General features: G+C 68.7%; 21 protein-coding genes. 9 read left to right on the top strand and 12 right to left on the bottom strand.

Features of this window, described 5'->3' with window-relative positions; all coding sequences use genetic code 11:
- Positions 1-10: 10 nt before the first annotated feature.
- On the bottom strand, positions 11-2,197 hold the full coding sequence (locus J5V96_RS10420) for an ATP-dependent DNA helicase RecG (protein WP_208503535.1): 2,187 nt from the start codon (positions 2,195-2,197) through the stop codon (positions 11-13).
- Between the two features lie 123 nt (positions 2,198-2,320).
- On the opposite strand from J5V96_RS10420, the gene J5V96_RS10415 reads away from it, so the two are divergent.
- Positions 2,321-2,920 carry an RsmD family RNA methyltransferase gene (locus J5V96_RS10415; protein WP_208503533.1) on the top strand — a complete coding sequence of 200 codons (600 nt, stop codon included), beginning with the start codon at positions 2,321-2,323 and terminating at the stop codon, positions 2,918-2,920.
- Here the strand turns inward: J5V96_RS10415 and thiL are convergent.
- Complete coding sequence (gene thiL / locus J5V96_RS10410; RefSeq protein ID WP_208503531.1) at positions 2,890-3,888, bottom strand: thiamine-phosphate kinase; 999 nt, start codon at positions 3,886-3,888, stop codon at positions 2,890-2,892. The genes J5V96_RS10415 and thiL overlap by 31 nt on opposite strands.
- A 57-nt stretch (positions 3,889-3,945) precedes the next feature.
- On the opposite strand from thiL, the gene J5V96_RS10405 reads away from it, so the two are divergent.
- Positions 3,946-4,443 (top strand): DUF3515 family protein, encoded by a 498-nt coding sequence (locus J5V96_RS10405; protein WP_307793587.1) that lies wholly within the window; start codon positions 3,946-3,948, stop codon positions 4,441-4,443.
- Positions 4,444-4,450: 7 nt separating this feature from the next.
- On the opposite strand, the gene J5V96_RS10400 is transcribed toward J5V96_RS10405, so the two are convergent.
- The 7 genes from J5V96_RS10400 to J5V96_RS10370 all read right to left on the bottom strand — a co-directional run bounded on the left by J5V96_RS10400 (position 4,451) and on the right by J5V96_RS10370 (position 12,117).
- Positions 4,451-5,545 carry a D-alanine--D-alanine ligase family protein gene (locus J5V96_RS10400; protein WP_208503529.1) on the bottom strand — a complete coding sequence of 365 codons (1,095 nt, stop codon included), beginning with the start codon at positions 5,543-5,545 and terminating at the stop codon, positions 4,451-4,453.
- Complete coding sequence (locus J5V96_RS10395; RefSeq protein ID WP_307793627.1) at positions 5,451-6,542, bottom strand: NAD(P)H-dependent glycerol-3-phosphate dehydrogenase; 1,092 nt, start codon at positions 6,540-6,542, stop codon at positions 5,451-5,453. Before J5V96_RS10395 ends, J5V96_RS10400 begins: the two co-directional genes overlap by 95 nt.
- 65 nt (positions 6,543-6,607) lie before the next feature.
- A complete protein-coding gene (locus J5V96_RS10390) occupies positions 6,608-7,351 on the bottom strand; it encodes a lysophospholipid acyltransferase family protein (protein WP_208503525.1) in 744 nt (247 codons plus the stop codon).
- 10 nt (positions 7,352-7,361) lie between these two features.
- Positions 7,362-8,729, bottom strand: coding sequence for a UDP-N-acetylglucosamine 1-carboxyvinyltransferase (gene murA / locus J5V96_RS10385; RefSeq protein ID WP_208503522.1), 1,368 nt, complete (start codon positions 8,727-8,729; stop codon positions 7,362-7,364).
- 86 nt (positions 8,730-8,815) lie between these two features.
- Positions 8,816-9,412 (bottom strand): 3-isopropylmalate dehydratase small subunit, encoded by a 597-nt coding sequence (gene leuD, locus J5V96_RS10380; RefSeq protein WP_208503520.1) that lies wholly within the window; start codon positions 9,410-9,412, stop codon positions 8,816-8,818.
- 1 nt (position 9,413) lies between these two features.
- Positions 9,414-10,880: a 3-isopropylmalate dehydratase large subunit gene (leuC, locus tag J5V96_RS10375; RefSeq protein WP_208503518.1), complete on the bottom strand. Its 1,467-nt coding sequence runs from the start codon at positions 10,878-10,880 to the stop codon at positions 9,414-9,416.
- A gap of 238 nt (positions 10,881-11,118) precedes the next feature.
- The gene (locus J5V96_RS10370) at positions 11,119-12,117 is read right to left on the bottom strand and encodes a TerC family protein (RefSeq protein WP_208503517.1); all 999 of its coding nucleotides are present in this window, start codon (positions 12,115-12,117) and stop codon (positions 11,119-11,121) included.
- 297 nt (positions 12,118-12,414) lie between these two features.
- Here J5V96_RS10370 and J5V96_RS10365 point away from each other — a divergent pair, with 297 nt between their 5' ends.
- From J5V96_RS10365 to J5V96_RS10335, 7 genes are all read left to right on the top strand, one after another.
- Positions 12,415-12,963 (top strand): RNA polymerase sigma factor, encoded by a 549-nt coding sequence (locus J5V96_RS10365; protein WP_208503514.1) that lies wholly within the window; start codon positions 12,415-12,417, stop codon positions 12,961-12,963.
- 5 nt (positions 12,964-12,968) lie between these two features.
- The gene (locus J5V96_RS10360) at positions 12,969-14,054 is read left to right on the top strand and encodes a DUF4349 domain-containing protein (protein ID WP_236014763.1); all 1,086 of its coding nucleotides are present in this window, start codon (positions 12,969-12,971) and stop codon (positions 14,052-14,054) included.
- Positions 14,055-14,119: 65 nt separating this feature from the next.
- A complete protein-coding gene (locus J5V96_RS10355; RefSeq protein ID WP_208503510.1) occupies positions 14,120-17,827 on the top strand; it encodes a nitrate reductase subunit alpha in 3,708 nt (1,235 codons plus the stop codon).
- A 30-nt stretch (positions 17,828-17,857) separates the two neighbouring features.
- Positions 17,858-19,531, top strand: coding sequence for a nitrate reductase subunit beta (gene narH / locus J5V96_RS10350; RefSeq protein ID WP_208503508.1), 1,674 nt, complete (start codon positions 17,858-17,860; stop codon positions 19,529-19,531).
- Positions 19,531-20,157 carry a nitrate reductase molybdenum cofactor assembly chaperone gene (gene narJ / locus J5V96_RS10345; protein WP_236014742.1) on the top strand — a complete coding sequence of 209 codons (627 nt, stop codon included), beginning with the start codon at positions 19,531-19,533 and terminating at the stop codon, positions 20,155-20,157. The genes narH and narJ overlap by 1 nt, the downstream gene beginning before the upstream one ends.
- The gene (narI, locus tag J5V96_RS10340) at positions 20,154-20,951 is read left to right on the top strand and encodes a respiratory nitrate reductase subunit gamma (protein WP_208503504.1); all 798 of its coding nucleotides are present in this window, start codon (positions 20,154-20,156) and stop codon (positions 20,949-20,951) included. The genes narJ and narI overlap by 4 nt, the downstream gene beginning before the upstream one ends.
- Positions 20,948-22,168, top strand: a complete 1,221-nt coding sequence (locus J5V96_RS10335; protein WP_307793586.1) for a nitrate/nitrite transporter — start codon at positions 20,948-20,950, stop codon at positions 22,166-22,168. The genes narI and J5V96_RS10335 overlap by 4 nt, the downstream gene beginning before the upstream one ends.
- A gap of 262 nt (positions 22,169-22,430) precedes the next feature.
- Here J5V96_RS10335 and J5V96_RS10330 read toward each other — a convergent pair whose 3' ends face one another.
- From J5V96_RS10330 to J5V96_RS10320, 3 genes are all read right to left on the bottom strand, one after another.
- Positions 22,431-23,438: a hypothetical protein gene (locus tag J5V96_RS10330; RefSeq protein ID WP_208503502.1), complete on the bottom strand. Its 1,008-nt coding sequence runs from the start codon at positions 23,436-23,438 to the stop codon at positions 22,431-22,433.
- Between the two features lie 11 nt (positions 23,439-23,449).
- Entirely contained in the window at positions 23,450-24,514 is a 1,065-nt protein-coding gene (locus tag J5V96_RS10325; protein ID WP_208503501.1) for a restriction endonuclease, read from the bottom strand.
- A 289-nt stretch (positions 24,515-24,803) separates the two neighbouring features.
- Positions 24,804-25,835, bottom strand: coding sequence for a hypothetical protein (locus J5V96_RS10320; protein WP_208503498.1), 1,032 nt, complete (start codon positions 25,833-25,835; stop codon positions 24,804-24,806).
- Positions 25,836-26,025 lie beyond the last annotated feature (190 nt).

The following is a 26,025-nucleotide window of genomic DNA, read 5'->3' as shown; positions in this document are numbered from 1 at the left end:
CTCGGCGCGCTCAGCTCTTCGAGAGCGCGGCCCGCTCCTCCTGCGTGACGCGACGCGCAAGCGCCTCGGCCAGTTCGGGGTGGCCCGAGAGGTCGGGGTCGGCCTCGAGGATGCGCTCGGCCTCGGAACGCGCCAGCGCGATGAGCGAGGCGTCCTTCACCACCCGCAGCAGTCGCAGGGACGACCGCACGCCGGATTGCGCATCGCCCAGCACGTCGCCCTCGCCGCGAAGCTCGAGGTCGATCTCGGCGAGTTCGAAGCCGTCGAGAGTCGACGCCACCGCCTCGACTCTCTCTCGCGCCACGGACTCGGCCTCGGCCTCGGTCACCAGCAGGCAGAGGCCGGGCACGCCGCCGCGGCCCACCCGGCCGCGCAGCTGGTGCAGCTGCGAGACGCCGAAGCGATCCGCGTCGAGGATCACTATGGTCGACGCATTGGGAACGTCGACGCCGACCTCGATCACCGTGGTCGCCACGAGCACGTCGATCTCGCCCCGCGCGAAGGACTGCATGATCGCGTCCTTCTCGTCCGCGGGCATCTTGCCGTGCAGCGTCGCGATGCGCAGCTGCCCCACTCGGGGATGGCGCTTCAGCATGTCGGCGACCTGCACAACGCCCCAGTGCGGCTTCGGGGCCTCCCCGGGCACGATCGGCGCCGCTCCCCCGGTGCCGTCGTCCGACCCCGGGCGGGCGGGCGCCTTGGTCTCCTTCTCGGCATCGATCGCCGAGCAGACCACGAACACCTGGTGGCCCTTCTCGACCTCCTCGGCCGTGCGCTCCCACACCCGGCCGAACCACGCCGGCTTCTCGGCGAGCGGCGCCACGAAGCTCTGGATGCCGGCCCGCCCTGCGGGCATCGTGCGGATGGTCGACACGTCGAGATCGCCGAACACGGTCATGGCCACCGTGCGCGGGATCGGTGTCGCCGTCAGCACCAGCGCGTGCGGACTCGTGCCCTTGGCCCGCAGCGTCTCGCGCTGCTCCACGCCGAATCGGTGCTGCTCGTCGACCACGACGAGACCCAGATCGGCGAACGTGGTGCCCTCGCTCAGCAGCGCATGCGTGCCGATGACGATGCGCGCCTGCCCTGACGCCACACGCAAGGCGGCCTTGCGGCGGTCGGCCGCGGGCATCTGACCGGTCAGGAGCGTCGGCATCAGCTCGGGCGCGAGTTGCGGCCCCAGCATCCGTGTCATCGAGCGCAGGTGCTGGCCCGCGAGCACCTCGGTCGGCGCGATGAGCGCCGCCTGTCCGCCCGACTCGGCCACCTGCAGCATGGCGCGCAGCGCGACCAGCGTCTTGCCCGATCCGACCTCTCCCTGCACAAGCCGGTTCATGGGCCAATCGGCCGTGAGGTCGTGCGCGATCGCCTCGCCCACCGTGATCTGGTCGGGGGTGCGCTCGAAGGGAAGCGCCTCGTCGAACCGCTCGAGGAGGCCACCGGGCGCCGCCGGACGCCGGATCGCCGACATGCGCCGCACGGCCTGCCGCTGCTGCGCAAGGGCGGTCTGCAGCACAAGCGCTTCGTGCAGGCGGAGCGTGTTGCGAGCCGCATCGATCTGGGGGCTCTCCTCCGGTCGATGGATCCATTCGAGTGCCTGGCGAGCCGTGAGCAGCGACCGGCGCTCGCGTAGCTCAGCAGGCACGGGATCGGGCACGTCGCCGAGGCGATCGAGCACGTCGGACGCCCATCCGGCGATGGCCCAGGAGGCGACCTGTGCCGTGGCCGGGTAGATCGGGATCGGCGTGCGCACCATCTCGTCGGCCTCGGCCGATCCGTCGGTGTCGTCGTCGAACAGCTGGTAGTCGGGATGCGAGAACTGGAGGCGCTCGTTGAACACGCCCACCTTGCCCGAGAACACACCGCGCCGACCGGTGCGCAGTTCGGCCGCGCGCCAGGCCTGACCGAAGAACGTGAGCGTGAGCTCGCCCTCGCCGTCGCTGATGACCACCTCGAGCATTCCGCCGGGCCGATTGCGCATCTGGCGCGTGGAGACCTTGCGCACCTCGGCCACGACCGTCGCCAGCTCGCCAATCGGGAGGCCGCCGATCGGGGTCAGCTCGCCCCGGATCGCGTAGCGACGCGGGTAGTGCGCGAGCAGGTCGCCGACAGTGCTCATCCCGAACGCCTTCGACAGGCGGGTGGCGACCTTGTCTCCGAGCGCGTCGGACAACGGGGTGTCGAGGGTGAGCGACATGATCCCACCCTATCCGCGCATTCGGACATTTCTTCGATCGCGACCGGTCCACAATGGCGAGACGCGCGGACCGCACGCGCGGCGTCGCGACGGCGTCGTCCCCGCGCCGTCTAACGTGGATCCGTGACCAGGATCATCGCGGGAGCCGCCGGTGGCGTGCGTCTCGACGTGCCCTCAGCCGGCACCCGTCCCACCAGCGACCGCGTGCGGGAGTCCCTGTTCGGCGCACTCGAATCGGCGGACGCCCTTGACGGCGCACGCGTGCTCGATCTGTACGCCGGATCCGGTGCCCTCGGCCTCGAGGCCGCCAGCCGCGGGGCAGGGTCGGTCGACCTCGTGGAGCGCGCGAAGCCGGCCGCGGCCATCGCCCGCCGCAACGCCGACGGGGTGCGCCGCTCGATCGGAGCCGGCGCCCCGCCCGTGCGTGTGCACGCGAACCCGGTCGGCACCTGGCTGCGCGCGGCATCGGGGCCCTACGATCTGGTCTTCCTGGACCCGCCGTACGACCTGGCGGACAACGAGCTCACCGAGAACCTCGCCGCGCTCTCGTCTGTCCTCGCGCCCGACGCGCTCGTCGTGGTCGAGCGCGCGTCGCGCTCGGGCGCACCCGACTGGGCCGCCGCCGGGCTCGAGCCGATCCGCGACCGTGCCTATGGCGACACGACCCTCTGGTGGGGCCGCCCCCACGAGGCTCAGCCCGAGACCGAGTCCCAGTCGCGGTAGGGGTCCCACCCGCCGGGGCCCGCGTACGGGCGACCATCCACCAGCACCGGCGCCTCGCCGCGCTCGACGACGCGCCCGATGACCCGGAATCCCGGGGGCAGCGCATCGCCGGCGAACGTGGCGAGCAGCGCGTGGTCCTCGCCGCCCTCGATCGCCAGCACCGGATCATCCCCCAGCGCGGACGGATCCAGATCGATGGTCACCTTCGACGCATCGGCCATCCGCCGCGCGTCGAGGCCCAGTCCGTCGGAGACGTCCATCATCGCGTGCGCTCCCGCGACGGCCGCCATCGGTCCGAGGCCGATCGGCGGCGACGGGCGCAGCTGACCTCCCAGCGAGGCGTGATCGCCCGGTGCGAGCAGCGCGCCGTCCACAGGCACGGGCGCACCATCGGCCGCGCGGAACCGGTCGAAGAGCACCGCGAGGCCCCGGGCGGCGACGCCCAGCTCCCCCGCGACCGCCACCACATCGCCCGGCTGCGCACCCGAGCGCAGCACCGCGGTGCGGCCCTCGAGGTCTCCGAGCGCCGTGACGGCGAGCGTCAGAGTGGGCGAGACGGTGAGGTCGCCGCCCACAACGGCGCAGCCGGGCGCGAGGGCCTCGCAGGCCTCGCGCAGGCCGTCCGCGAGCGCCTCGACGAAGGAGATCCGGGTGTCGTTCGGCATCGCGAGCGCCACGAGCAGAGCGGTGGGCCGCGCGCCCATCGCAGCGACATCCGCGAGGTTCACCGCGGCGGCCTTCCAGCCGAGGTCGTAACCGCTCGACCACGCCAGACGGAAGTCCGGCCCGTGCACCAGCGTGTCGGTCGTCGCGACGACTGTGCCGCTCGGCGTGCCGATCACCGCGGCGTCGTCGCCAGGGCCCACCTGCGTCGCGGCAGCGCGGCCGGTGCGGGCGGCGATGCGCGCGAGCACCTCGCCCTCGCTCAACTCGCCGATGATCGGGTCCGCGGGAGCGCCTTCGTGCATTCGTCCAGGCTATCGGCGCGCGGCGCCTGCTCAGCCTCTCCGACCTACGCTGGTGGGGTGATCCGCCGACTCGTCGCCCTGTCCGCTCTCGGTCTCGCAGCCTCCGGTCTCGTGGGCTGCTCCTCCACGGTGTCGATGCCGGCGGCCGACGACGCGAACAACCCGGCCTGCGCCGAGATCACGGTGCGACTCCCCGAGTCCCTCGGGGCGGAGGGCGAGTTCCCGCGTCGCTGGACCGACGCCCAGGCCACCGCGGCCTGGGGCGACCCGACGGCCGCCATGCTCAGCTGCGGCGTCGCGGTGCCGGGCCCCAGCACCCTGCAGTGTGTGACCTTCGGCGGTGTCGACTGGGTGGTCGACATCTCGGAGCTGCCCTATCAGCGCATCACGACCTATGGCCGCAATCCGGCCACGCAGGTCTACGTGAACACCGAGGTCATCAGCCCGTCGGTCGTGCTCGAGGCCATCAGCCCGAAGGTCAAGCCGATCGAGGCCACCGCGTCGTGCGTCGCGCTCGAGGACGCCACCCCGGCGCCCGCTCCCACCGACGGCTGACGTCGCCTCAGGCGGCGCGCGCCATCCCGAGCTCCAGCAGCTCGGTGATGAGCTCCGCGTAGGTCATTCCCGACGCGATCCAGCACTGCGGGAACATCGAGATCGGCGTGAAGCCGGGCATCGTGTTGACCTCGTTGACGATGACCTCGCCGTCCTTCGTGAGGAAGACGTCCACGCGCGCGAGCCCGCGGCCGTCGACCGCCTCGAAGGCCCGGCGGCCGATCTCGCGGATCAGCTCGGTCTGTGCCGGCGTGAGATCGGCAGGGCACACCGTGTCGACGCCCTCGCCGCCGAGGTATTTGCCCTCGAAGTCGTAGAAGTCGCGGGTGGTCAGCACGATCTCGCCCGGAAGCGACGCGCGCGGACGCCCACCGTCGCGGCCCTCGAGCATCGCGACCTCGATCTCCCGACCGACGATGCCGGCCTCCACCAGCACCTTGCTGTCCTCGGCGAAGGCGATGCTCATGGCCTCATCGAGCCCCGACGGATCCACGACCTTCGACACGCCCACGCTCGATCCGGCGCGGGCGGGCTTCACGAACACCGGGAAGCCGAGAGCGGCGACCTCCTCGCGCACCCCCTGGGGGTCGTCGGCCCAGCGCGCCGTGCGCACCGTGAAGCCGGGCGAGACGAGGATCCCCTCGGCTCGCAGCGCGATCTTCGTGAAGTGCTTGTCCATGCCGATGGCCGAGTCGAGCACACCGCCGCCCGCCCACGGGATCTCGAGCACGTCGAGGAAGCCCTGCATCGTGCCGTCCTCGCCGTGCGGGCCGTGCAGGATCGGCAGCACCACGTCGATCTCGCCGATCACGTCGATCTCGCCGTCGGCGCGCTGCACACGCAGTGTGCGATCGCCGCCGCCCGAGGGCCACAGGATCCGCGTGCCGTTGTCGACCACCTCGGGAAGGTGGGCCGCATCGAGCGCGAACTTCGCCGGATCGTCCTGCTCGAGGACGAACACGCCCTCACGCGTGATCCCGACGGGGATCACCTCGAAGCGGTCGCGATCAATCGCGCCCAGCACCCCGCCCGCCGTCGCGGAAGAGATCGAGTGCTCGCTCGAGCGCCCTCCGAAGAGCACCGCCACGGTCGTCCTGGCCATTCTGCGTCCCTTCGCCCTGAGGCGTGTCGTCGTCTGTCGTGAGGTGGGGCGCGATGTCCCGCGGCTTCATACGTCCGTCGAGCACCATCTTCACCTGCTGCACGATGGGCATCTCGACGCCCGCCTCGCGCGCGAGCTGCAGGATCGGCGCGACGGACGCGAGCCCCTCGGCCGTCTGGTTCATCTGGGCGATGACCTCTTGGAACTTGTATCCCTGCCCGAGCAGGCGCCCGGCCGTGTTGTTGCGGCTGAGCGGCGACTGGCACGTCGCGATGAGGTCCCCGAGGCCCGCGAGTCCCTGCAGGGTGCCCGGCTGCGCGCCGTAGGCGACCGCGAAGTCGGTCATCTCGACGAGGCCGCGAGTGATGATCGAGGCCTTCGTGTTCTCGCCGTAGCCGACGCCGTCCACGATGCCGATCGCCACCGCGATGAGGTTCTTCAGCACACCGCCGAACTCGGTGCCGATCACGTCGGTGTTCACGAAGCTGCGGAAGTACTCGTTGCGCGCTCGCCGTGCCACTGCGTCCGCCGTGTCCTGGCTGCTCGAGGCGATCACCGCGGCGGTCGGCTGCTGCTTCGCGATCTCGAGCGCCAGGTTCGGCCCGCTGGCGACTGCGATGCGCGCCGGATCGCACCGGAGCTCCTGCTCGATGACCTGGCTCATGCGCAGGTTGGTCTTCTTCTCGACGCCCTTCATCAGGCTCACGATCGGGATCGAGTCGTCCCCGACGAACGCGCGCATCGCCTGCAGGGTCTCGCGGGCGGATTGGCTCGGAACCGAGAGGTAGATCTGGGTGGCGCCGTCGATCGCCCGCGAGAGGTCGCTTGTGGCATGCATGGTGCGCGGCAGGTTGATGCCGGGCAGGTACTTGGAATTCCGCTTGGCCTCGTCGATCTCGAGCGCGAGCTCGGGACGGCGAGCCCACATCGTGACCTGGGCACCGCCGTCGGCGAGCACCTTGCCGAAGGTGGTGCCCCAGCTGCCCGCTCCGATCACCGCGACCTTCGGACCCTGCGGGCGGCGTCCGACGGGGATGCGCCCCGTCGGCTGGCCGGCCGGGCTCACAGCCGTCCCGTCTCGGACTGACCGTGCGAGGACGGATCCCATCGCGTGTCGGGTGCCTTCTCCTCGCGGATCTCGGCAAGAAGCGCCGTGATGGCGGTCATCAGACGGTTCGTCGCCTCCGTGATCGAGGCCGGATCCGTCGGGCGGCCCTTCAGATCGGAGAGGTCGATCGGGTCTCCGATGAGCACCTGCACCGGCTTGCGCGGCGGCCAGAGGCTCAGGCCCTTCGCGTAGCGGCCCATGATGTTCTGCACGCCCCAGTGCGCGACCGGGATGAGCGGCATGTCGCCGGCGAGGGCGAGGCGAGCCGCGCCCGACTTGCCCCGCATCGGCCAGAGCTCGGGATCGCGCGTGAGCGTGCCCTCGGGGTAGACGATGACGCCGCGGCCGTCCTCGACGAGTGCGGTGGCCTGCGACATGGTCTGCGTGGCCGCATTGCGCGACGAGGTGCGCGCGACGGGCACCATCCCGGTGGCACGCAGCGCCGCGCCGAGCACCGGCACCCGGAACAGGCTCTCCTTGGCCATGAACCTCGGTGCGCGGCCCAGACGCCAGACGGCGACGGCCACGATCAGCGGATCGAGCTCAGACACATGGTTCGGCGCCAGCACGTACGCGCCGGAGGCCGGCAGCTTCTCCGCCCCGCTGATGCGGATGCGCGCGAGCAGTCCCACCGCCGGGACCCCGATCGCGGCGAGGGGCCAGAACCAGCTCGGCCGGCTCTTCTCAGGAGACGACATCGCCGTGCGCTCAGCCGACGACGTCGAAGTCGGCGCCGAGGGCCGTCAGCTTCTCGAAGAACTTCTCGTAGCCGCGGCGGATGATGCCGACTCCCGAGACGCGCGAGGTGCCCTCGGCCGCCAGTGCGGCGACGACGTAGCTGAAGCCGCCGCGCAGGTCGGGCACAACGATGTCGGCGCCCTTCAGCGGCGTCGGCCCGTTGATGACAGCGGCCTGCTCGAGCTCGCGACGGGGCACACGACGGTTCTCGCCCTCGAGGCCCTTCTCGTGCACCACGATGTCAGCGCCCATCTGCACCAGGGCGCGGGTGAAGCCGAGTCGGTTCTCGTACACGGTCTCATGCACGACCGACTCGCCGTGGGCCTGCGTCAGCGCGACGATGAGCGGCTGCTGCCAGTCGGTCATGAAGCCGGGGTGCACATCCGTCTCGACCGTGATGGCCTTCAGCGGCGCCTTGCCGCGGCGGAAGCGGATGCCGTCATCGGTGATGTCGAAGTCGCCCCCCACCTTGCGGTAGACGTTCAGGAAGGTGAGCATCTCGTACTGGCGGGCGCCCTTTACGAAGATGTCGCCGTCGGTGGCCAGTGCGGCGCACGCCCACGAGGCAGCCTCATTGCGGTCGAAGAGCGAGCGGTGGTCGTAGCCGCGCAGCTCGTCGACACCCTCGATGAAGATGACGCGGTTGGGCTCGTACGAGATGATCGCGCCCATCTTCTGCAGCACGCCGATGAGATCCATGATCTCGGGCTCGATAGCCGCGTTGCGCAGCTCGGTGACACCCTTCGCGCGCACCGCGGTGAGCAGCACCTGCTCGGTCGCGCCGACCGACGGGTAGGGCAGCTCGATGGACGCGCCGTGCAGGCCCTCAGGCGCCGACAGACGGATGCCGCTGGGCTGCTTGTCGACGATGGCGCCGAACTTGCGGAGCGCGTCGAGGTGGAAGTCGATGGGGCGGTCGCCGATGCGGCAGCCGCCGAGGTCGGGGATGAACGCCTGACCGAGCAGGTGCAGCAGCGGGCCGCAGAACAGGATCGGGATGCGCGACGACCCTGCGTGGGCGTCGATCTCCTCGAAGTTCGCCGACTTCGCGTCGGAGGGGTCGAGCACGAGCGAGCCCGGCTCCTCGCCCTCGGAGACGTGCACGCCGTGCACCTCGAGCAGCGAGCGGACCACCTCGACATCACGGATGTCCGGCACGTCGCGCAGGATGCTCGGAGTCTCGCCCAGGAGCGAGGCCACCATCGCCTTCGTGGCGAGGTTCTTCGCGCCCCGCACATCGACCTGGCCCCGCAGCTGGCGTCCGCCGCGGATCTCGAGCACCTCGCCGGACGCGTACGCGGGAGTTCCGGGAGTCTTCGCCTCGCCGATCAGAGTCATGTGGTGGTGCCTCACTGGAGTTCTCGCGGCGGTCGGCCGCTGGACTTTTCGGGCGAGTCCGGGGTCCCGGTGGGACTCCGGCAGGCTCACGAGACGGGTGTCGTCCGCGGCCTCCACGCCTCTCGGCGTGCCTCGAACTGCGCGATCTTGTCTTCGTTGCGCAGCGTGAGCCCGATGTCATCGAGCCCTTCGAGGAGCCGCCACCTAGTGTAATCGTCGATCTCGAAGCCAGCCGAGAAGTCGCCGATCCGGGCGGTTCTCTCCACCAGATCGACGGTCATCTCCACTCCGGGCTGCGCATCGATCGCGGCCCAGAAGCGCTCCAGGTCGCCATCCGAGATGATGCCCGTGACCAGGCCCTGCTTGCCGGAGTTGCCACGGAAGATGTCCGCGAAACGGGGGCTCAGCACCACCTTGAACCCGTAGTCGCGCAGCGCCCACACGGCGTGTTCGCGGCTCGATCCCGTGCCGAAGTCGGTGCCCGCGACGAGCACCGAGGCGCCCCGGAAGGGCTCCTGGTTCAGGATGAAGTCCGGATCCTGGCGCCAGCCGTGGAACAGCGCGTCCTCGAAGCCGGTCTTGGTGACGCGCTTGAGGAAGACGGCCGGGATGATCTGGTCGGTGTCGACGTTCGAGCGCTTCAGGGGCGCCGCGACACCGGTGTGCGTCGTGAACTTCTCCATCTCAGGCCTCCGAGCCGTTCGTCGTCATCTCGTTGCCCTCGAAGCCCAGATCGGCCGGGCTCGAGAGGGTGCCGCGGATCGCCGTGGCGGCCGCGACGAGCGGCGAGACGAGGTGGGTGCGCCCGCCCTTGCCCTGGCGACCCTCGAAGTTGCGGTTGCTCGTGGAGGCGCAGCGCTCCCCCGGTGCCAGCTGGTCGGGGTTCATCCCGAGGCACATCGAGCAGCCCGCGAAGCGCCATTCGGCGCCGAAGTCGGTGAACACCTTGTCGAGGCCCTCGGCCTCGGCCTCCAGGCGCACGCGCGCCGATCCGGGAACGACCATCACGCGGACGCCGTCGGCCTTCTTCTTGCCCTTGATGATCGAGGCGAAGGCGCGCAGGTCATCAAGACGGCTGTTGGTGCACGAGCCCATGAACACCGCGTCGACCTTCACCTCCTTCAGCGGGGTGCCGGCCTGCAGGTCCATGTACTCGAGCGCGCGCTCGGCGGCGGCGCGCTCGTTCGGGTCGGCGATGTCGGCGGGCGTCGGCACGACATCGCTCAGCGAGACGCCCTGGCCGGGGTTGGTGCCCCACGTGACGAACGGCTCGAGCTCGTCGGCGTTCAGGAACACCTCGGCGTCGAAGACGGCGCCCTCGTCCGTCGGCAGGGTCTTCCAATAGGCGACGGCGTCGTCCCAGTCCTGTCCCTTGGGCGCATGCGGGCGCCCCTTCAGGTACTCGAAGGTGGTCTCGTCCGGCGCGACCATGCCGGCCCGAGCCCCGGCTTCGATCGACATGTTGCAGATCGTCATGCGGCCGTCCATCGACAGCGAGCGGATCGCGCTACCGCGGTACTCGAGCACGTAGCCCTGGCCGCCGCCGGTGCCGATCTTGGCGATGACCGCCAGGATGATGTCCTTCGCGGTCACGCCGGGCCGCAGCGTGCCCTCGACGTTGATGGCCATGGTCTTGAAGGGCTTCAGCGGGAGCGTCTGCGTGGCCATCACGTGCTCGACCTCGGAGGTGCCGATGCCGAAGGCCATGGCGCCGAAGGCACCGTGGGTGGAGGTGTGGCTGTCGCCGCACACCACGGTGATGCCGGGCATCGTGAGGCCCAGCTGCGGGCCGACCACGTGGACGATCCCCTGCTCCTTGTCGCCGAGCGAGTGCAGTCGCACCCCGAACTCGGCGGCGTTGCGGCGCAGCGTCTCGATCTGCGTGCGGCTGGTGAGATCGGCGATCGGCTTGTCGATGTCGACCGTCGGCGTGTTGTGGTCCTCGGTCGCGATCGTCAGATCGACGCGGCGCAGGGGACGCCCCTCGGCGCGGAGGCCGTCGAAGGCCTGCGGGCTCGTGACCTCGTGGACCAGGTGCAGGTCGATGTAGATCAGGTCGGGCTGACCGTCTTCGCCCTTCACGACCAGGTGGTCGTCCCAGACCTTCTCGGCCAGGGTGCGAGGGCGGGCGGGGGTGGTGCTGTCGCTCATGTGTCTTCTCCGGGGGTGGTTCGCGTGGTCGGCCTGCGCGACGGACTCCGCGACGGGGAGAGGCCTAGAGCAGGATCCCGCCGCGGCGCAGAAGGAGAAGAACTCCGGCGAACCGCATGGGCCCAGACTAACATCCTGCTTCGCGTGAGGACGCCTTCTGCACAGAGTGCACAGACGACGACGGCGCGGAGATCGTGCCGTTCAGCAGATCTCCGCGCCGCGTGTCAGATCGCTGAGATCAGCTCTCGATGCCCGCCTTGCGCTTCTCGCGCGAGGAGGAGACGAGGCTCGCGATCGTCGCCACCGCCATCGACAGGACGATGACCGCCAGCGAGACCCAGTTGTTGATCTCCGGCGCCCACTCGATGTGCTGGCCGCCGTTGATGAAGGGCAGCTCGTTCTCGTGCATCGCGTGGAAGAACAGCTTCACGCCGATGAAGAACAGGATGAAGGCGACGCCGTAGTGCAGGTACTTCAGGCGCTCGAGCAGGTCGCCCAGCAGGAAGTACAGCTGGCGGAGACCCATGAGGGCGAAGATGTTCGCGGTGAAGACGATGAACGGGCTGCGGGTGAGGCCGTAGATCGCCGGGATCGAGTCGATCGCGAACATGAGGTCGGTCACGCCGATCGCGACGAACACCAGCAGCAACGGGGTGAAGTAGCGCTTGCCGTCGACGACCGTGCGCAGCTTCTTGCCGTCGTAGTTCTCACTGATGTCGATGAAGCGACGCAGGAAGCGCACGATCGCGTTCTCCTGCTTCTCGTCCTCTTCGAGCTTCTCCGGGAGCGCCTGGCGGATCGCGGTGTAGACGAGGAACGCACCGAACACGTAGAAGATCCAGGAGAAGTTCTCGATGAGGGTCGCGCCGAGGAGGATGAAGGCGCCTCGCAGCACAAGCGCGATGATGATGCCCACCATCAGCACTTCCTGCTGCAGCTTCCGGGGCACGGCGAACTGGCTCATGATCAGCACGAACACGAACAGGTTGTCGATCGAGAGGCTGTATTCGGTCATCCAGCCGAGCAGGAACTGCTGACCGTATTCGGCGCCGGCGATGTTCCACATCAGCATCGCGAAGATGAGCGCCAGGACGATGTAGAACACGACCCACAGCGTCGATTCCTTCGTCGAGGGGATGTGCGGGCGCTTGAGGATGAGCAGCAGGTCGGCGATCAGGATCACCGTCAGAACGACGAGGGATCCGATCTCGAACCACAGGGGGAGGTACAGGTCCATGCGGGCCTTTCGGGTACGGGCCCTCCGCGTGAGGGCTCGGCTATGAGACGAGAGTCTCTCCCCCGCCGCTGACGGCGGTGCGGCCCGGGATCCCTCCGTCGAGATCCGTGATGACGAGCGCGCTTCTTCCGGGATACTCCCTCTCGCAGGGTCAAGGATAGCCGCGCCCGGTTTCGGGGATGTCACGCGAGTCGAGGATCCGTCGTCACCGAACCGAGACGATCCGCCCGCTGCCGACACTGACAGAGTGAGAGACGACGCGGACCGCCCCGGTTCGCGAGAGGAATCGCCACGACGATGGACGCCACACTCGAGCCGGACGCCGCGCTCGTCGCGCGCGCGGCAGCCGGGAGCGAGCAGGCGTTCCGGCAGCTGTATCGCCGGCACGCGCGCCCCGTCTACTGGATCGCGCGCGGCCTGCTGCATGCCGATGCCGACGCCGAGGACGTCACCCAGGAGACCTTCGTCGTCGCGTGGCGCAAACTCCCGGGGTTCGAGCTGGCGGGCGACTCGCTGCTGCCGTGGCTCGCGACGATCTGCCGCTTCCAGTCGGCCAACCGGCTGCGCGCCCTGCGGCGAGCGGAGGCGGATGAGCTCGACGAGCGCTCCGCCGGCACCGTGGACATCGAGCAGCAGGTCATCGACGCAGAGCTCGCCGATCGCATCCTGCGCGCCGTGGACGGCCTCTCCGAGCTGGATCAGCGCATCTTCCGCCTCTGTGTCGGCGAGGGGTACGCGTACCAGGCCGCTGCCGACGAACTCGGCGTCGCCCACGGGGTCGTGCGCAACCGTCTCTCCCGCATCCGCACGCGACTGCGGACCGCCGTGACGGAGGAGGCGTCGTGATCGACATGAAGCAGGACGACGGGCTGCCGGAGGTGTCCGACGAGACGCTCGGGCGCATCGAGGCACGGGTCTTCGAGGCGATCCGCGAGGACCGTCCCGCGCGGGCGGCCGCGCCGCGCCGTCGACGGCGCCTCTGGCAGGGCATCGGCATCGCGGCGGCCATCGTCGCTGTGGCCGCCGTGATCTCGCCGGCGGTGCTCGGCGGATTGAACGGCGGCACGGCGACGAGCTCATCCGATGCCGGCGGTGCCGCGGCGCCGGAGATGGCCCCGCTGCCGGAGGGAGCCAAAGGCCTCTCGTCGGAGGACGGCGCCGTGACGGACGCACCTGCCGGCCAGACCGTCGACGGCGACGCGAGCGCGGGACAGACCACCGTGGCGCCGGACGAGCGCGAGATCATCCGCACCGGGTCGGCGAGCATCCTCGTCGACGATCCGGAGTCCGCGGCGCGCGAGGTCGCGGACCTCGCCGTGGACCATGGCGGATGGGTCGAGCAGCTCTCGATCGGCATGGATCGGTCCTACGCGCCCGCGGAGACGGACAGCACCGTGTGGGTTCCGGAAGACGGGGGCTTCGTGTCGCTCCGGATCCCTGCCGACGACCTCGACGCCGTGATGACCTCCCTGGAGGACATCGGCGAGGTCGAGAGCAGCCGCGTAGGCACGCAGGACGTCACGAGCACTGCCGTCGACCTGCGCGCCCGCATCGACGCCGCGCGGGCGTCGGTCGAGCGGCTGACGACGCTCATGTCGCAGGCCGGCAGCGTCGGCGACCTCGTGCAGGTCGAGACGGCGCTGGCGCAGCGTCAGGCCGAGCTCGAGTCGCTCGAGCAGCAGCTGGAGTCTCTCGAAGGCCAGGTGGCGATGTCGACGCTCTCGGTGTCGCTGCTCACCGAGGCGCCCCCGGTCAAGGCCGATCCCGCCGGGTTCGGCGACGGTCTGCTCGCGGGGTGGAACGGGCTGCTCGCCACCCTGAACGGGATCGTGATCGGCCTCGGCTTCGTTCTGCCCTGGCTCGGGGTGGCGGCGGTCATCCTGGCCCTCATCGTGGTCATCCGCAAGGGTCTGCGTCGAAAGAAAAGCGACAGCTGATCTCGGCTTCATTCATTTGCCCGAGGGTGTAGCGCGCGTCTTCCGGCATCGCTACATTCGGCGGCATGACGCCCCGAATCGGTGTGGACGGCCCCGCTACCGACGCGCTGCTGGCTACCGGAAGGTTCTTCACGAGACGCGAGCAGACAGCGGATCACCGCGCCGAGTTCCGCAGCGGAGGGCGCGACGGAGACGTCTTCTACCGTGACCGCTGGAGCCACGACAAGGTCGTCCGCTCCACTCACGGTGTGAACTGCACGGGGTCGTGCTCCTGGAAGGTGTACGTCAAGGACGGCATCATCACGTGGGAGGCCCAGCAGACCGACTACCCGAGCGTCGGTCCCGACCGCCCCGAGTACGAGCCCCGCGGCTGCCCCCGCGGGGCCGCGTTCTCCTGGTACACCTACTCCCCCACGCGCGTGCGCTACCCGTACGTGCGCGGCGCGCTGCTCGAGGAGTACCGCGCGGCGAAGGCGCGCACGGGCGGTGATCCTGTCGAGGCGTTCCACGAGGTGGTCTCGGATCCCGAGACCCGCCGTCGTTATCAGCAGGCCCGCGGCAAGGGCGGTCTCGTGCGGGCGAGCTGGCAGGAGGCGGTCGAGCTCACGGCCGCCGGCTACGTGCACACGATCAAGGAGCACGGTCCGGATCGCGTCGCCGGCTTCTCGCCCATCCCCGCGATGTCGATGGTGTCGCACTGCATCGGCACACGCTTCACGCAGCTCATCGGCGGCGTGATGACCTCGTTCTACGACTGGTACGCCGACCTGCCGGTGGCGAGCCCGCAGGTCTTCGGCGACCAGACGGACGTGCCCGAGTCGGGCGACTGGTGGGACGCCACCTACCTCATGATGTGGGGATCGAACGTGCCGGTCACGCGCACGCCCGACGCGCACTGGATGGCCGAGGTGCGCTACCGCGGCACGAAGGTCGTCACGGTCAGCCCCGACTACGCCGACAACACGAAGTTCGCCGACGAGTGGCTGCCCTGCCAGGCCGGCACCGACGCGGCCCTCGCGATGGCGATGGGCCACGTGATGCTCAACGAGCACTACGTGAAGAGCCGGGAGCCGTTCTTCGCCGACTTCGCCCGCACCTACACCGACCTGCCGCACCTCATCGCGCTCGTCGAGAAGGACGGCGCCTACGTGCCGGGCACCTTCCTCACCTCGGCGGACCTCGGAGGCGCGACCGACGAAGACAGGTGGAAGACCGTCGTCCTGGATGAGGCGACGGGCGAACCCCGCGTCCCCAACGGCTCGATGGGGTTCCGCTATGCCGACAGCGGTGAGGGCCGCTGGAACCTCGGCCTCGAGGGCGTGGTTCCCGCCCTCACGATCGCCGACCTCCCTGCGGCGAGCGCGACCGAGGACGTGGAGGTGCTGTTCCCGCGGTTCGACTCCCCCGACGGGTCGGGCGGCATCCTGCGCCGTGGGGTGCCGGCCACGCGCGTGGCCGGGCGCCTGGTGACGACAGTGCTCGACCTGATGCTCGCGCAGTACGGCGTCGCGCGGCCGGGGCTCCCGGGGGTGTGGCCCACGGGCTACGACGATGCGTCGGTGCCGTACACCCCGGCGTGGCAGGAGGAGATCACGGGTGTGCCCACCCAGGCGTGCGAGCGCATCGCCCGTGAGTTCGCGAGGAACTCGATCGACTCGCAGGGCCGCACGATGATCATCATGGGCGCGGGCATCTGCCAGTGGTTCCATGGGGACGCGACGTACCGTGCCATCCTCGCCCTGCTGATCCTGACGGGCGCGATGGGGCGCAACGGCGGCGGATGGGCGCATTACGTCGGTCAGGAGAAGTGTCGTCCGATCACGGGCTGGCTGTCGCTGGCGAACGCGCTCGATTGGAATCGTCCGCCGCGCACGATGATCGGCACGGCGTACTGGTACATGCACACCGACCAGTGGCGCTTCGACGGCTACTCGGCGGATGCGCTGGCCTCTCCCCTGGCAGACGGCCACCTCGAGGGCATGCACACGGCCGACACGATCGCGCAGTCGGCGCGTCTCGGATGGATGCCGTTCTATCCCCAGTTCGACGTGAATCCGCTCGACCTGGCGGACAGAGCGGCGGCCGCCGTCGACGCCGGTGAGGCCGAGAGCGCCGCGGCCTACGTGGCGCAGTCGCTGGTGCGGGGTGAGATCACCCCGGCCATCCACGACGTGGACGCGCCCGAGAACTGGCCGCGCCTGCTCACGCTGTGGCGGTCGAACCTCATGGGCTCCTCGGCCAAGGGCAACGAGCACTTCCTGAAGCACCTGCTCGGCACGCACAGCAACTCGATGGCGTCGGATGAGGCGTCGGTGCGACCCCGGGAGATCGTCTGGCGCGAGGACATCCCCGAGGGCAAGCTCGATCTGCTGGTCTCGGCGGACTTCCGCATGACATCGACCACGCTGCTGTCGGATGTCGTCTTTCCTGCGGCCACCTGGTACGAGAAGCACGATCTCTCCTCCACCGACATGCACCCCTTTGTGCACGCCTTCACCCCGGCGATCGATCCGCCGTGGGAGGCGAAGAGCGATTTCGACCTGTTCCATGCGATCGCGCGGGAGTTCTCTCGTCTCGCCGCCACGCATCTCGGCACGCGCAAGGATCTCGTCTCGGTTCCCCTGCAGCACGACACCCCCGGCGAGGTGGCGCAGCCCGGCGGCGCGGTGCGCGACTGGGCGCGGGGCGATGTCTCTCCCATCCCAGGCAAGACGATGCCGGCGTTCACCATCATCGAGCGCGACTACACCGCCATCGCGGATCAGCTGGCCACGGTCGGGCCGCTGGCCGACAAGCTGGGTTTCACCATCAAGAACGTCACCTACGACGTCTCGCACGAGGTGGAGCGTCTCGCGCACGAGAACGGCGTGATGGACAGCGGAGCCGCGGCAGGACGCCCGGCGATCGACACGGATCAGAAGCTGGCGCAGGCGATCCTGACGTTCTCGGGAACCACCAACGGCGAACTCGCCTCCCAGGGGTTCCGCACGCTCGAGAAGCGGGTCGGCGGGAAGCTCGTCGACCTCGCCGAGGGCGCCTCGGAGAAGCGGATCACCTTCGCGATGACGCAGGCGGCTCCCGTCCCCGTCATCACGTCGCCCGAGTGGTCCGGGTCGGAAACGGGCGGACGCCGCTACGCCCCGTTCACGGTGAACATCGAGCGGCTGAAGCCGTTCCACACCCTCACGGGCCGGATGCACTTCTACCTCGACCACGACTGGATGCGCGATCTCGGCGAGGGGCTGCCCATCTACCGCCCTCCGCTCGACATGCACCGACTGTTCGGCGAGTCCCGACTCGGGCCGGACGGATCTCAGCAGGTCACGGTGCGCTACCTGACACCGCACTCCAAGTGGTCGATCCACTCGGAGTACCAGGACAACCTCTTTATGCTGTCGCTCTCTCGCGGCGGCCCCACCGTGTGGATGAGCCCCGAGGATGCCGCCGCGATCGGCGCGGCCGACAACGAGTGGGTCGAGTGCGTCAACTCCAACGGCGTCCTCGTGGCCCGTGCGGTGGTGTCGCACCGCATGCCCGCGGGCGTCGTCTATGTGCACCACGTGCAGGAGCGCACGATCGACGTGCCGAAGTCCGAGGCGACGGGCCGTCGCGGCGGCATCCACAACTCGGTGACCCGCCTGCTCGTCAAGCCCACCCACCTGATCGGCGGGTACGCGCAGCTTTCCTACGCGTTCAACTACCTGGGCCCGACGGGCAACCAGCGCGACATGGTGGCGACCATCCGGCGCCGCTCGCAGGACGTCCGGTACTGACGATCGACCAGCGGAGACGGGGATGACGGCATGAGAGTGATGGCCCAGATGGGCATGGTCATGAACCTCGACAAGTGCATCGGATGCCACACGTGCTCGGTCACGTGCAAGCAGGCGTGGACGAATCGCGCCGGCACCGAGTACGTCTGGTTCAACAACGTCGAGACCCGCCCCGGCCAGGGCTACCCGCGCCGGTACGAGGATCAGGATCAGTGGCAGGGCGGCTGGGTCGTGAACAAGCGCGGCCGGCTGAAGCTGCGCGCCGGCGGTCGTGTGAAGAAGCTGCTGACGATCTTCTCCTCCCCCGTGCAGCCGAAGCTCGAGGACTACTACGAGCCCTGGACGTACGACTACGAGACGCTCATCGAGGCGCCCCTCGGAGACGACTTCCCCGTCGCACGTCCCAAGTCGCTCATCACGGGCGAGGACACGAAGATCACGTGGTCGGCCAACTGGGACGACAACCTCGGCGGCGCGAGCGAGATGGGCCACCTCGACCCGATCGTCGCGAAGGTGCGACGCGAGTCCGAGGACAAGATCAAGATGCAGTTCGAGCAGACGTTTATGTTCTATCTGCCCCGCATCTGCGAGCACTGCCTCAATCCGTCCTGCATGGCGTCGTGCCCGTCGGGTGCCATCTACAAGCGCGCGGAGGACGGCATCGTCCTGGTGGATCAGGATCGCTGCCGCGGCTGGCGTCAGTGCATCACCGGCTGCCCGTACAAGAAGATCTACTTCAACCACAAGACCGGCAAGGCCGAGAAGTGCACGCTCTGCTATCCGCGCCTCGAGGTGGGCCTGCCCACCGTGTGCTCGGAGACGTGCGTCGGGCGTCTGCGCTACCTGGGTCTGTTCCTCTACGACGCCGACCGGGTCACGGAGGCGGCTTCGACGCCCGACCCGAAGGACCTCTACGAGGCGCAGCTGTCGCTGATCCTGGATCCGGACGATCCGGAGGTGATGGCCGCCGTGCGCGAGCAGGGCGACATCCCCTACGACTGGATGGACGCCGCGCGCCGTTCGCCTGTCTATGCGCTGGCGAAGAAGTATCGCGTGGCCCTTCCGCTGCACCCCGAGTACCGCACGATGCCGATGGTCTGGTACATCCCGCCGCTGTCGCCGATCGTCGACCTGCTGCGTGACCAGGGCCACGACGCGGAGTCAGCGGGCACGCTGTTCGGGGCGATCGAGAGCCTCCGCATCCCGCAGGAGTACCTGGCCGAGCTGTTCACCGCGGGCGACACCAACATCATCAACGGCGTGCTGCACAAGCTGGCTGCCATGAGGGCCTACCTGCGCGACATCGCCCTCGGCGGCGAGCGCGACGAGTCGATCGCGAACGCCGTCGGCATGACCGGCGATGTGATGTACGAGATGTACCGCCTGCTCGCGATAGCCAAGTACGACGAGCGCTATGTCATCCCGACCGCGCACTTCGAGCGCGCGCACGAGCTCGAGGAGCTGGGCTGCTCGCTCGACTTCGACGGCGGCCCGTACGAGATGGGCTCCGGTCCCCTGGGTGAGGCGAGTGGGCGTCCGATGCCCGTGGCGGTCGAGACGTTCCAGGCCCTCAGGGAACGGCAGACATCGGGCGAGGCCGCCGGCACGGAGTCCCTGCGCGGCCGGGTCAACCTGCTCAACTGGGACGGCAACGGCGTGCCATCCGGTCTGTTCCCGGATCGCGGATCCGGTGGGGGCGAATGATGCGCCGCGAGGTGGTGTACCAGGCGGCATCCCTGTGCCTGCGGCATCCGGACGCCGAGATCCTGGCGATGGCCCCGATGATCCGCACGGCCCTGCGGGAGTCCGCGCGCACCGCGGAGGCGGCCTTCGCGCCGCTGTTCGCTTGGTGGGACACCGCTCGCCCGGAAGAGGTCGCGGCGGCCTATGTCGACACGTTCGACATGTCGAAGCGGCACGCGCTGTACCTCTCGTACTGGACCGACGGCGACACCCGTCGTCGCGGCATGGTGCTCGCGGGCTTCAAGCAGCGCTACCGCGAAGCGGGCCTCGAGCTCGCGGGCACGGGCGAGCTGCCCGATCACCTGCCGCTCGTGCTGGAGTTCGCCGCCCAGCGGCCGGATGAGGGCGCGGCGCTCCTGCAGGAGTATCGGGCGAGCGTGGAGCTGATCCGGATCGCCCTGGCCGAGCGCGGATCGCCGTATGCCGGCGTGATGTCGGCGGTCTGCGCCACGCTGCCCGGCGTCTCCCCCGCCGACCGTCAGGCCGCCATGGCGCTGGCCTCGGCCGGGCCTCCCGCCGAGACCGTCGGTCTCGACGCCTACGATCCGCGGCTCCTGCCGCTCCAGCCCGTCGGAGGTCGACCGTGAACACGTGGGACCTGCTGCTGTGGGGTGTGCTGCCCTACGTGATGCTGGCGATCCTCATCGGCGGCACCATCTGGCGATACCGCTACGACAAGTTCGGCTGGACCACCCGCTCATCGCAGCTGTACGAGTCGCGGCTGCTGCGCATCGGCTCGCCGCTGTTCCACTTCGGCCTGCTCGTTGTGATCGTCGGCCACGCGATCGGCCTGGTGATCCCCAACACCTGGACCGCTGCCGTCGGCGTCACCGAGGAGATGTACCACGTCGTCGCGCTGAGTCTGGGGGCGGTGGCGGGCATCGCGACCCTCGGCGGGGTCGCCATCCTGATCTACCGCCGTCGCACGACCGGGCCGGTGTTCATGGCCACCACCTGGAACGACAAGTTCATGTACGTCGTGCTGGTGCTCGCGATCGTCGCAGGTCTCGCGACCACGCTGATCAGCGTCTTCGGGCCCCATCACGAGCAGACCTATCGCGACACCGTCGCCCCGTGGTTCCGGTCGCTTTTCGTGTTCCAGCCCGACATCGTCGCGATGTCGCAGGCCACCCTCGAGTTCCAGATCCACACCCTCATCGGAATGGTGCTGTTTATGATCTGGCCGTTCACACGGCTGGTCCACGCGTTCACCGCTCCGCTGCACTATCTGTTCCGTCCTTACATCGTCTACCGCTCGCGCGACGGGCGGCCCTCGTCGGCCCGCGCGATCCGGCGCGGGTGGGCCCCGATCGGCACGCCGGATCGGGAGTCCGACCGCCCCACCCGCAGAGACCGCCGCCCGACAGGAGGCCGACGATGAGCACGCCCGCCCGCACGGCGCAGACCGTGACGCACCCGCTGCCGGGGCGTGCGAAGAACCTCTGGCTCGCCACGGCGGCCTTCGCCATCACCTTCTGGGCGTGGAACGAGATCGGTCCGCTGGGCATCCGCTACGCGCAGGACATGGACCTCACCGCCACGCAGACCTCGATCCTCGTCGCCGTGCCGGTGCTGGTCGGATCGCTCGGACGCATCCTCACGGGTGTGCTCACCGACCGCTACGGCGGTCGTTCGATGTTCGCCGCGTTCACGGCGATCTCGGCCGTCCCTCTGCTCCTGGTCGCGTGGGCCGGATCCATCGACTCGTACGTGATGCTGCTGATCTTCGGGTTCGTTCTCGGCATCGCGGGCACGACGTTCGCGATCGGCGTGCCGTTCGTGAACGCCTGGTACCCGCCGGAGAAGCGCGGATTCGCCACCGGCGTGTTCGGCATGGGAACGGGCGGCACCGCTCTGTCCGCATTCTTCACGCCGCGTATGGTGCAGTGGGTCGGGTATGTGCCGACGCACGTCATCATGGCCGTCGCTCTCGTCATCATGGCCTTTCTGGTGTGGCTGTTCATGCGGGATTCCCCCGCATGGAAGCCGAACACCGACAGGGTGCTGCCGAAGCTCGCGGCCGCGGGGCGCCTCGCCATCACCTGGCAGATGTCGTTCCTGTACGCCGTGACCTTCGGCGGCTTCGTCGCCTTCTCGACGTATCTGCCGACCTACCTCAACACGGTGTACGGCTACGAACTCGCGGGAGCCGGCGCGCGCACTGCGGGGTTCGCCATCGCCGCGGTGGTCGCGCGCCCCTTCGGCGGCATTCTCTCCGACCGGTTCGGCCCAGCTCGCGTGCTGCAGGTGCTGCTGGGCGCCACCGCCCTGATGGCGGTCGTGATCGCCTTCGTGCCACCGCCGGAGCTGCTCGCCGGGGCTTCGTTCGTGATCATGGGCATGCTGCTCGCCGGCGGCGCAGGCGCCGTCTTCACCTGGGTCGCGCAGCGCGCTCCGCAGGCGCGCGTCGGCACGATCACCGGCATGGTCGGCGCCGCGGGCGGTCTCGGAGGCTTCTTCCCGCCGCTTCTGATGGGCGCCACCTACAGCCCCGAGCTCGGAGGCTACACCGTGGGCCTCGCCCTGCTGTGCGCCACCGCGCTGGCGGCCACGCTGTTCACCTACATCATCGCCCACGCCCCGAAGGACGCCACGTGATCGACGGCAACGCGAAGAAGCCCGGTCCGAGCGGACCGGGCTTCTTGCTGTGGTGACCCCAGCGGGGGCGGCCATTCGGGATAGAGGGCTTGTAGCTAGAAATCCGATAGGGGATCCTGGTGCCGGACGCAGCCAGGCCGCTATGCGGGTCGCTATTCAGCACGAGCAAACCAAGGCGTTGCTGGGGTCAACTGCCGCGGAATCAGCGATCGCTAGCTAACCTGAGGTTGACGTGAAATCGTCGCCGCTGCGGTTGGTACCGTCAGAGAGCCTCGTCGTATTCCTGGATGGTGCCACGCCGAGGCTCCACCGCGTACCCGGCGAGGTCAGCCAGCCCCGGATAGACAGCCTGCAACTCGGCATACGTCAGAGCGAGACGACAGACCGGGCACTGGAGCTGCACAGCAGTCGGGAGCTGCGGGATAAGCACCCCCGTCGGGCTGCCATCCTCCCAATCCACTAGTTCCAGTTCCTCCGGGTTGCCGAACTCGTCTTCCGGCTTGACTAAGAGTTCAGCGCGGTACGTACAAGCGGGACACTTGTCGCGGAAGACCACACGGCCAGGAGGAATGAGGGGGCTGCCTTCGTCTTCGATCAGGCCGACCACGGCCAACAAGTCACCTAGGACCAATTGAGCCTCCAGCTTTTCGTAACGGATTTTGGCGGCACGTATCTTTACTGCCACCTCCGCGCGAATCACCTCAGCCCTCTCGTCGATGAGTGCATTCACCAGGTCGAGACGCTCCTTGTCCCAAAACCGCTTTGGCTTCACGCCGATGCTGGGCAGCACCGCAGCAACCACCTTTGCCAGTGAGGTCATGACGGGGCGAAGCTGCGACGTATCCACGGCATACGCGTGGACGACCGCGTTGCGCTGCTCGAACACGGCTGATACATCCGCGTTGAGGTCGCTGAGCCCCGGAACGGCCTGCGCAGCCAGGTTTCGCACCACCGCGGTATCCGTCGTGGTCTGCGCGGAGAGCCACTCGACCTCAACGTGGGCGGTCTGATGTGCTCGCACCATTGCCGCGCTCATGGTCGCATTCTGACTGCGAGCGATGAACAGCAGCGAGGGCGAAACTCCGGCGACGACGGCGCGTAAAGCGAACTCCAGCGACATCCCTGCTCGCACCAGAGCTGACGCAGCGTCCGCCTGCGAGTCCGTGCCGACGCCATCGAGGGCGAGACGTGCCATCTCCGCGGAAGCCTTCAAGAAGTGCTCAACGAACGCATTCATCGGCTCGCTGGCGTTCACCTTGGCTGTCGACATGGTCGTCACACCTATTCAGCGAGCACCCACGCGCGACGCAGCGGCAGGTCCGCCTTCACGTCAGCGGGCAGCGCGTCGTAGTTGTCAAAGATGGCGCGCTGGAGCCGGTCGGCATCCCACACGGCGACTCGAAACCTCTGCCCGACGAGTTGCTGCTCCGCGGGCCTCGTCACGCCGCCCATCGCCACCAGAAGACCCTGGTCCGCCGCGTTGCGTGCCACCGCGCCGTGGAGTTGCGCGACGACCGTGTCGCTCACCGCCTTTGGCTCCGACTTCACCTGAACGACTACGCGCGGCGAGTCCATTCCGAACAGCCCGCGGCCCGCGAGGATGTCCACTCCCCCGTCGGAGCCGGGAGGCGACACCTGGACGACGAATCCTTCCGCTTCGAGAATCGCGCCAACGAGCTGTGAGAGGCGATGACCGTCGAAGCGTTCGCGAATGCGCGCAGTGATGCGATCAGAGACATACGCGTCGATGTCGAAACCGGACTCGGTCGCCGCATCCGCGAGGTCTGCGTCATCGTCCGTCTCGACAGGAGCCACAGGCTTCGGGGTCGCTCCCGAACGCTCACCAGGGTCCTCCGCGTCAGGCGACCCGGCGAGCACCGAGAAACGCCACGCGGCGTCGTTGCGCTGCACCTGCACAACCGTGGAGAACGCGCCGATGGAGTAGAGCAGGTCTTTCCCGATGACAGTGCGCGGGATGTCTGTGCGCAGCCACTCCACCTTGCGGATGTGGCGGAGCACGCCTAGGCCGTCGGCGACGTACTCATAGTTGCCGGTGATGCGCCCGATGGCGACGCGCTGCGTGTTCTTCAAGGGAACGACGACGAAGTCGCCGCGCTCGATGCGCCCGCGGAACGCCCAGGCCTGCGCTGCGTAGTTGAACGCCGATGCTTCCCTGGCGTCAGGAAGAACCTTTAGCGCCCGTGCCTTCATAGCCTCACGACTGTCCACCGCGGTGAGGTCGCCCCACTCGGTGAACCCGATACCTACGAGGTTGTCGCTGAGGAACAGCGGGTCGCTCTCACCCTTGCTACCGCCGCGAACAACCCATGCGCGAGGCTCGGTCATCGTTTCCCCCTTGTCAGAACTCCCCCATACTGTCAGCGCCGTGGGACCATCGCTCGCAACCGATGAGTCAGCTTCGGTAGAGATTCCGGCCGGTCGAGTGCTATGGGGCCCTCATCGAGCTCGTCATGATGCGCAGCAGTCGCAGCGCGCTGCGCGGTGACCAGGCACGAGAAGCCTGACGAACGTCAGCTCCTCGCGTACGTCGGCGAGCGGGACATGTTGCTTCTGGTAGATATCGTCTGGTCCGATTGGATTCGTCAGAACCCGCCCATCAGCAGTCGGAAGTGACTCAAAACGGGGTGTCGTCCCCGTACTGGGTGGGCGACCCCCACGGGTCGGGTTCACGAGCAGCGACAACGGCCTGAGCCGCCTCGAGTTCGACCCGGGCCTGCTTCTCGCGCTCTGCGGCCGCGTCGGCTTCGCGCTTTTCGCGGGCGGCGAGGATGTCGCGCGGCTCCCTGTTCGACAGACGCACCATTAGCGCGGCGACGACGTGCATCATCAGCCAGGCATCCGCCTTCGTGACGTCACCGGCACGGTGGTAGTGCGCGTTGCCCCGATTTGAGCGGTCTGCGTTGACCCAGTCCATGAGAGGCTTCATGAGACTCCGATCAGCGCCGCTGATGACCTTCTGGGTCGCTGCGTTGTCGAGCTGGTTCGACAAAGAGTTCCCGTCCACGCCGAGCGCTCGGAAGAACTCCTGGAGCGACGTAGCTGCTTCTGTCAACGCGACATCCGCCTCACCCTTCGTCAGCTTCGTCAGCGCACTCTGAAACGCAGCGGACGCCCGCACGAACGTAAGGTCGTCCGCAAGCAGGATCGTGGCCGGGCGCAGCACCTCGGAGTGCATCACGAAGTTCCCGCGCTCCTGGAAACGGCCATCTTCGAAGGACCAGTCAACGCGCGCGTGAAGCAGGCGGTCGTTCAGTACCTCAATGAGAGTGTCCAGGTCGTAGGTCGGTTCGTAGTTGTTTCGATTGCTGTATCCCGAGTCCTCCCACTCGTCGTCGTTCTCCGCCAGCCATACAAACGCGCCAACGACGGCGGCTACAGCGTCGAGACGGGCGATGTCGTCATCCTCGCCACGGAGTCGTCGCTCGCTGACCCAGTCTCGAGAGGCGCGGAAGCCCAGCCGCCTGTCAGCACGCTGGTACACGCGGTACGAGACGTTGGTCAGCTCATCTACGGCCGCAGCTATCTCGGCGCCGACGGAAGCTGGACAACCGTCGAGCCAAGCGATGCCAGTCTCCATCTCAGCTGCCGCCTGCTCGCGACGGCGACGCAGTTCGGACGGCAGCGGGTCTAGGCGGTTATCTCGCACGCGGTCAGCGTACCGATGCTTGGAAGACCTCAATGAGGAGCGCGGCGATACAACTGTGGACGCGGCTCATCATCAACCGCCCTCGCGGTGGCACGGTGCCGTTCATAACGTACGAGAGCGGTGGGTTCCCTTCCGCATGAGGAGCTGAACAGCCGCCTCGTTTCACTTGACGCCTCGTACGAGAGCCGCA

Source organism: Microbacterium stercoris, from assembly GCF_017592545.1.
Lineage (GTDB): Bacteria > Actinomycetota > Actinomycetes > Actinomycetales > Microbacteriaceae > Microbacterium > Microbacterium stercoris.
Note: the sequence above shows the minus strand (reverse complement) of the source record. Positions and strands in the feature narration are given on the sequence as shown.

Bases quoted from the DNA above. Each gene is read 5' to 3' on its own strand.
- J5V96_RS10365 (WP_208503514.1), top strand. From the start codon at position 12,415: ATGGACGCCACACTCGAGCCGGACGCCGCGCTCGTCGCGCGCGCGGCA.
- narJ (WP_236014742.1), top strand. From the start codon at position 19,531: ATGCGCCGCGAGGTGGTGTACCAGGCGGCATCCCTGTGCCTGCGGCAT.
- J5V96_RS10355 (WP_208503510.1), top strand. From the start codon at position 14,120: ATGACGCCCCGAATCGGTGTGGACGGCCCCGCTACCGACGCGCTGCTG.
- thiL (WP_208503531.1), bottom strand. From the start codon at position 3,888: ATGCACGAAGGCGCTCCCGCGGACCCGATCATCGGCGAGTTGAGCGAG.
- leuD (WP_208503520.1), bottom strand. From the start codon at position 9,412: ATGGAGAAGTTCACGACGCACACCGGTGTCGCGGCGCCCCTGAAGCGC.
- J5V96_RS10400 (WP_208503529.1), bottom strand. From the start codon at position 5,545: ATGGCCAGGACGACCGTGGCGGTGCTCTTCGGAGGGCGCTCGAGCGAG.
- narH (WP_208503508.1), top strand. From the start codon at position 17,858: ATGAGAGTGATGGCCCAGATGGGCATGGTCATGAACCTCGACAAGTGC.
- J5V96_RS10370 (WP_208503517.1), bottom strand. From the start codon at position 12,117: ATGGACCTGTACCTCCCCCTGTGGTTCGAGATCGGATCCCTCGTCGTT.
- J5V96_RS10335 (WP_307793586.1), top strand. From the start codon at position 20,948: ATGAGCACGCCCGCCCGCACGGCGCAGACCGTGACGCACCCGCTGCCG.
- murA (WP_208503522.1), bottom strand. From the start codon at position 8,729: ATGACTCTGATCGGCGAGGCGAAGACTCCCGGAACTCCCGCGTACGCG.
- leuC (WP_208503518.1), bottom strand. From the start codon at position 10,880: ATGAGCGACAGCACCACCCCCGCCCGCCCTCGCACCCTGGCCGAGAAG.
- J5V96_RS10360 (WP_236014763.1), top strand. From the start codon at position 12,969: ATGAAGCAGGACGACGGGCTGCCGGAGGTGTCCGACGAGACGCTCGGG.
- J5V96_RS10330 (WP_208503502.1), bottom strand. From the start codon at position 23,438: ATGTCGACAGCCAAGGTGAACGCCAGCGAGCCGATGAATGCGTTCGTT.
- J5V96_RS10390 (WP_208503525.1), bottom strand. From the start codon at position 7,351: ATGTCGTCTCCTGAGAAGAGCCGGCCGAGCTGGTTCTGGCCCCTCGCC.
- J5V96_RS10325 (WP_208503501.1), bottom strand. From the start codon at position 24,514: ATGACCGAGCCTCGCGCATGGGTTGTTCGCGGCGGTAGCAAGGGTGAG.
- J5V96_RS10420 (WP_208503535.1), bottom strand. From the start codon at position 2,197: ATGTCGCTCACCCTCGACACCCCGTTGTCCGACGCGCTCGGAGACAAG.